The organism is Aeromonas media, assembly GCF_000819985.1.
Lineage (GTDB): Bacteria > Pseudomonadota > Gammaproteobacteria > Enterobacterales > Aeromonadaceae > Aeromonas > Aeromonas media.
Window position 1 is genome coordinate 20,616 of the sequence record NZ_CDBZ01000134.1, and the last position, 6,723, is coordinate 27,338.

Sequence of the window (6,723 nt, forward strand, 5' to 3'; positions counted from 1 at the left end):
TATCAGTTTCTCCCTGTGCTGAAACGGTCACCGCCACGCAGCGGGGTCGGGGTGGAATTCGCCCCTTCGTTGGACGGCTGGGCCGGCTCCACCGCAGGTGTGCCCGCCGGACGCGCCGGTTGCGCGGCATTGGCCTTGCCGGACAACTTGTCGAGCGGCAGATAGATCATGCTGTTGTTGCCAGCAGGCATGTCCACCAGCACCTTGTTGGCTTGCTGATAGAGCTCTTCCATGGTTTCCAGGTAGATACGCTCGCGAGTCAACTCGGGGGCGGACTGATACTGGGGCAGCAGCTCGTTGAAGCGGGCGACTTCACCCTTGGCCTTCAGCACGATCTGGGACTTGTAGCCTTCGGCTTCCTGTTCCAGACGCTTGACCTGACCACGGGCCTTGGGCTCGACTTCACGGGCATAGGCTTCCGCTTCACGGATGAAGCGTTGCTCATCTTCCTGGGCGGAGATGGCGTCATCGAAGGCGTCTTTCACCTCTTCCGGCGGACGCGCCGGCAGGAAGTTGACGTCGACGATCTGCAATCCCATCTGATAGGGCTCGATGATGCCATCGATCACCTGCCAGGTCTCCTGACGGACTTTTTCCCGACCCGTGGTCAGGACATCATCCATCTTGGTGTGACCCACCACGTAGCGCAGGGCGCTGTCGGTGGCCTGGCTCAGACTCTCGTCGGCGTTGGTGACGCTGAACAGATACTGCTCGGGATCGACCACGCGGTACTGCACGTCCATCTCGACCCGCACCACGTTCTCGTCCTGGGTCAGCATGAAACCAGAGGCAGGCAGGGAGCGCACCGATTCCACATCCACCGGGATCACCCGATCGATGAAGGTCGGCTTCCAGCGCAGGCCCGGATCCACGTTGTGGGAGTACTCCCCAAAGCGCAGTACCACGCCCCGCTCGGCTTCACGGATGGTGTAGAAGCCGCTGACGACCCACACCACCACGGCCACCACCAGGGCGATGGAGAGGCCAAACTTGCCCACATCACCACCCGATTTGCCACCACCGAACAGGCCACCGAAACGACGGCTCACCTTGCGCAGCATCTCGTCCAGATCAGGGGGTCCCTGATTCTTGCCGTTGTTCCCCCAAGGGTCACGGTCTTTGCCGTTGTTACCAGGCTCATTCCAAGCCATCAGCGTCTCCATTAATACATGCGGATGGATATCATCTCTACCGAGCCATCAACCGTTGACGAAGCTTGTCTTCATCGCCGGATCAATGCCTGATAAAGCGTTGTAAACTCTCACCTTCTTGTTTCATGAGGCGGTTCCAGTCGGCAAGCTGCAAGCGAACCTCCAGGACAAAATCCCCCTCCTCGCTGAAACCTTCCTGCTCGATGCCTTTCAGCCGATAGAGCGCACTGCGCAGTCTTGCGGCCGAGGGCGGCAACTGCAGGCTGTGATGAACCATGGACCCGGCCAGCAGTTCGGTCAGGGCCTGGAACAGGTATTCACTGCCTTCACCCGTCTGGGCCGACAGCCAGACCCGTTGCGGGCGCCCTTCGTCATCCCGCTCCAGACCGGCCGGACGATCGGTCAGCTTGTCGATCTTGTTGCAGATCATCAGCTGGGGACGGTCGTCCGCTTCGATCTCGGCCAGCACTGTCTGCACCGAATCGACATTCTCCTGCATCTGCTCATCGGCACAGTCCACGACGTGCAGCAGCAAGTCCGCTTCGCGGGTCTCCTGCAGCGTCGCCTTGAAGGCCGCGACCAGATCATGGGGCAAGTGCCGAATAAATCCAACTGTATCCGCCAGGATCACATCACCCACATCCTGGATCACCAATTTACGCAGGGTGGGATCCAGGGTTGCGAACAGTTGGTCGGCAGCATACACGCTGGCATCTGTAAGTTGGTTGAACAAAGTGGACTTTCCGGCGTTGGTGTAGCCCACCAGCGACACGGTCGGCACCTCGTTGCGGTTGCGGGCGCGACGCCCCTGCTCCCGCTGCTTCGCCACCTTGTCGAGCCTGCGTAAAATAGCCTTGATGCGCTCTCGCAGCAGGCGTCGGTCGGTTTCAAGCTGGGTTTCACCCGGGCCGCGCAGACCGATCCCGCCCTTCTGACGCTCAAGGTGGGTCCAGCCTCGCACCAGGCGAGTGGAAAGATGGCGTAACTGGGCCAGTTCGACCTGCAATTTGCCTTCGTGGGTACGGGCGCGCTGAGCGAAGATATCGAGGATGAGGCCTGTCCTGTCCACCACACGGCATTGGAACAGACGCTCCAGGTTGCGTTCCTGGGCAGGGGTCAGAGCATGGTTGAAGATGACCACGTCCGCACCCAGCATCTGGACCTGGGACGCGATCTCTTCCGCCTTGCCGCTACCGACAAAAAATTTGGCACTGGGCGCGCTGCGGCTGGTGGTGATCACCCCCAGCGCATTGACCCCGGCCGAGCTCACCAACATCTTGAGCTCGTCCAGATCCTCGCGCTCACCCTCATCGCTGAAGTTGACATGTACCAGAACGGCCTGTTCACCAGCTTCGTAACGGTCAAACAAGCGCTTGCTCCTTGACAGGTATCATGATGATTCTGAGTTGGCGAGTGGGCTCGCCGCGGGATATCACGCCTCGGCTTCACCCTGCTCTTCACCGGCGGCGCCCGGGGCGTGCTGGTGATGGTTGACGGCACGGGCCGGCACCACGGTGGAAATGGCGTGCTTGTAGACCATCTGGCTCACGGTGTTCTTCAGCAAAATGACAAACTGGTCAAACGATTCGATCTGACCCTGCAGTTTGATGCCGTTCACCAAATAGATAGAAACAGGAATCCGCTCACGGCGCAGCGCATTCAAAAACGGGTCTTGGAGAGATTGCCCCTTAGCCATCTTTCTTTTCCTTATAGTTTGTTGTTTTTAAACACCGGATATCAATATAACAACCTGATTATACAGGGAGTGTCAAGCCGCACCAGCTCGGGCGACCACCCTGGCCACATTGCCAGACTCACCAGATTCCAACCAGGTCAGGTCGGGCCAGCCACGCAACCAGGTCATCTGACGCTTGGCCAGCTGACGGGTGGCCACGATGCCACGATAACGCATCTCATCATATCCCACTTCCCCTGCCAGGTAGTCCCACATTTGGCGGTAGCCAACGCAGCGGATAGCTGGCAGATCCGGGTGAAGATCACCCCGCTCATAGAGCGCTCTGACCTCCTGTTCGAACTCCCCTTGCAGCATCTTGTCGAAACGCAGCTCGATGCGTTGATGCAGCACGGCGCGATCGCTCGGCGCGATGGCAAACTGGTGCACCCGGTAGGGCAAGCCTTCCCCCTGCACCTGGGTCAGTTCGGTCAGTGTCTTGCCGCTGATGCGATAGACCTCGAGCGCCCGGCTGAGCCGCTGCGGGTCATTGGGATGGATCCGCGCCCCGGCCACCGGGTCGATGCGCACCAGCTCGTCGTGCAGCGCCTGCCAGCCGAGGCGGGCGGCCTCTGCCTCAATCTCGGCGCGAATGGCCGGATCGGCGGAGGGCAACGGAGAGAGCCCCTCCAGCAGCGCCTTGAAGTAGAGCATGGTGCCCCCCACCAGCAGCGGGATGCGGCCGCGGTCGGCGATCTCTTTCATCTCCCGCAGGGCATCGCGGCAGAAATCCGCCGCCGAATAGCTCATGGCCGGATCCAGGATGTCGATCAGGCGATGAGGCGCCTGGGTCAGCTCGGCGGCAGTCGGCTTGGCGGTGCCTATGTCCATGCCGCGATAGATGAGCGCGGAGTCCACGCTGATGATGTCGCAGGGCAGGGCCTGGCACAGTTCAATGGCGAGATCCGTCTTGCCGGAGGCCGTCGGCCCCATCAGAAAAATTGCAGTCGGCAAGTCAGCCACTTTCATGTTCCTCTGGCACGGTCGCCTCGTCGGGAGGCGTACCATGCAAATAGCTATCAATGAATGGAAGAGGTCAGCCCCGGCGACTCAATCGCCTTGTGCAAACCCTTCCAGCACGGCCGCCAACGACAGAGGGCGCGCCATGCGAATGTCTGCCAGTTGGTCACTGAAATCGGTCACAAGTTCCGTCAGCAGCCGGCTGGCAGTTGAAAAATCATATATTTTCTCGGTGCTTATCCCCTGCTCCACCAGCCACTGGCATAGTACTTCAGCCTGCTGGCCAGCATCACTGTCAGATCCGCTCTCGATCAATTGCAGCAATTCGGGTAAGAGACGCACCAGATCGGTCTGGCGCAACAAGGCAGGCACCCGAGTCAGGATCATGGTGTCGCGTCCCCCGCTTTTCAACTCCAGCCCCATGCGTTTGAGCAAACGTTCCTGCTCGGTCACCAGCGCAATCAGGTTCTTTGGCAGCTTGAAGGAGACCGGCAGCAGCAGGGGTTGCGCCGCCAGCCCCTGGCCCCAGGTCTCCAGCAACCAGTGGCGCAGCAACACCCGCTCGGCCCGCACCAGGGAGAGCAACGCCAGTTGTCCCTCTCGCTCGATCAGCAGATAGGCCTGTTCCACCAGGGTCAGGGCGCGAGTCCCGTGCGGCGGCGAACCGGCCGGGGTGACGGGGGCAGCCTGAGATACCTCCCCCGCTACCGGCAGGATGGTGAGCAGGGCGCCCATGCCGCGCATCGCCTCCCGGCTGGGGGGCTCGGGGGGCTGGTAGCTGCCCGCGCGGCCAGCACCTTCGCGCACGGCGCCGCCATCCCGCGTCTGGGCGGGGGCTCTGTAGCTGTGCTCGGCACCATACCACTCGGGGCGCGGCGCCTGGCCTGGATACTCTATCTGCGAGCTGGTCGGCAGCTCGACCAGGGTTTCGGCGAGTGGCGCATCCGGCTCGCTGGCCCCCACCCCTTCCCGGCGCAGGGCGGTAAAGAGCGCCTGGAAGATGAAGTCGTGGATGAGTCGCGCCTGATGGAAACGCACCTCGTGCTTGGCGGGATGGACGTTCACATCCACCTGACGGGGATCCAGCTCGATGTAGAGCACATAGGCGGCGAAGCTGCCGGCGGGCAGCAGCTCGTCATAAGCCTGACGGATGGCGTGGTTGATGAGCTTGTCGCGCATCATGCGGCCGTTTACATAGGTATATTGCAGATCGTTCTGCGGCCTGGCCCCCGCAGGCAGCGCCAGCCAGCCCCACAGACGCACGTCGCTGTGCTCGCTCTCCACCGCCAGCGCGTGGTGCATGAAGGGAGTGCCGCAAACGGCGGCGAGGCGGCGCTCCTGTTCAGGCACCGTATTGGCAGCCTTGTACTGGCGCACCACCTTGCCGTTGTGGCGCAGGATCAAGGTAATGTCGAAGCGGGAGAGCGCGATGCGGCGTACCAGCTCGTCGATGTGAGCAAATTCGGTCTTCTCGCTGCGCATGAACTTGCGCCGCGCCGGGGTGTTGAAGAAGAGGTCCACCACCTCTACCGTGGTCCCCACCGGGTGGGCCGCCGGCTTGACGGTGACGCTCATCTCGCGCCCTTCGGCCTGCGCCTGCCAGGCTTCGGACTGCTCCGCGGTGCGGGAGGTGAAGGTGAGACGGGAGACAGAGCTGATGGAGGCGAGCGCCTCGCCACGAAAACCGAGGCTGTTGATCCCTTCCAGGTCATCCAGGGTCGCCACCTTGGAGGTCGCGTGTCGTGACAGCGCCAGCACCAGCTCCTCCTTGGCGACGCCGCTGCCGTTGTCACGGATGCGGATAAGCTTGGCGCCCCCCTTGTCGATGTCGATCTCGACCCGGTCGGCCCCCGCATCCAGGCTGTTTTCCACCAGCTCCTTCACCACAGAGGAGGGCCGCTCCACCACCTCGCCGGCAGCAATCTGGTTGGCCAGGATAGGAGGCAATATACGGATCGGCATGGCTTACTCCTGATGGTTTCGCTTGCGGGGTTAAGACACTTTCAACACGTGGACGGGCCGCGCCACCGCACCTTCGCCAGCAGCCATCCGGTTGGCCGACGTGGCGAACAATGCAGGGCACGGCCTGGCTTGAGCGCCAATCCGGGCGCCCCTCGGCCCTGCATCGCCAGCTCCCGCGCGTTAGTTTTGGGGAATGTAGAGCACCTGCCCTATCTGGATATCCCGTGACTTGAGCTTGTTGATCTCCACCAGCCGCGCCTGGCTCACCCCGTGCTTCTCGGCGAGGCGGGAGAGGCTTTGGCCGCGAGTGACCACGTGGCGGATCATCTGGGACTTGTCGTCGCGCTGGCTGCTTGCGACCGGCATGCTCGGCTCCTTGGCCGCCACCTTGTAGGGTTTTATCACCCCGGCACCGGAGGCGCTGCCGACACTGCTGACCGGGGCACCGCCATCACTGCTGCGGCTCGGTACTGTCGCCGGCATGCGGTTGGCCACCTGCTGCCGGGGCGCGGGGGCAACCGCCGCCTTTTTCGCCGCAGGCTGACTGACGCTAGCCAATTGCTGCCCCTTGCCGGTCATCATGGGGCCCTTGGTCGGGTGGCTGCGGTAATAATTGCGGATCCCCTCGAAGATGGCCCGGGCCAGCTGATCCTGATAGCTGGCGGTAGCCAGCAGCTTCTCTTCCGCATGGTTCGAGATAAAGCCCGTCTCCACCAGTACCGAGGGGATGTCCGGCGCCTTAAGCACCGCCAGACTGGCGTGTTCCGGCGCCTTCTTGTGCAGCCGGGCCACCCGTCCCATGGAGCGCAGGATCTGGCGACTGACGTCGTATCCCTCGGCGCGAGACTTGTCCATGGAGAGATCGAGGAAGGTCTGCGCCAGATAGGGGTTGGGATCGGACTCGGCCAATACCTTGCC

The 6,723-nt window shown here is 62.3% G+C and carries 6 protein-coding genes; all 6 read right to left on the reverse strand.

All coding sequences use genetic code 11. From position 1 onward, the window contains the following. Positions 1–2 precede the first annotated feature (2 nt). On the reverse strand, positions 3–1,151 hold the full coding sequence (gene hflK / locus BN1127_RS11755) for an FtsH protease activity modulator HflK (RefSeq protein WP_041206349.1): 1,149 nt from the start codon (positions 1,149–1,151) through the stop codon (positions 3–5). Between the two features lie 82 nt (positions 1,152–1,233). Further along, a complete protein-coding gene (gene hflX / locus BN1127_RS11760; protein WP_042649573.1) occupies positions 1,234–2,520 on the reverse strand; it encodes a ribosome rescue GTPase HflX in 1,287 nt (428 codons plus the stop codon). A gap of 63 nt (positions 2,521–2,583) precedes the next feature. Next, positions 2,584–2,847 carry an RNA chaperone Hfq gene (gene hfq / locus BN1127_RS11765; RefSeq protein ID WP_011704864.1) on the reverse strand — a complete coding sequence of 88 codons (264 nt, stop codon included), beginning with the start codon at positions 2,845–2,847 and terminating at the stop codon, positions 2,584–2,586. Positions 2,848–2,919: 72 nt separating this feature from the next. Further along, positions 2,920–3,852 carry a tRNA (adenosine(37)-N6)-dimethylallyltransferase MiaA gene (gene miaA / locus BN1127_RS11770; RefSeq protein WP_081805770.1) on the reverse strand — a complete coding sequence of 311 codons (933 nt, stop codon included), beginning with the start codon at positions 3,850–3,852 and terminating at the stop codon, positions 2,920–2,922. Positions 3,853–3,933: 81 nt separating this feature from the next. Next, positions 3,934–5,805, reverse strand: a complete 1,872-nt coding sequence (gene mutL / locus BN1127_RS11775) for a DNA mismatch repair endonuclease MutL (protein WP_005327259.1) — start codon at positions 5,803–5,805, stop codon at positions 3,934–3,936. A 180-nt stretch (positions 5,806–5,985) separates the two neighbouring features. Then, positions 5,986–6,723 (reverse strand): N-acetylmuramoyl-L-alanine amidase (locus BN1127_RS11780; protein WP_042649574.1); only part of this gene is annotated, 738 nt, incomplete at its 5' end.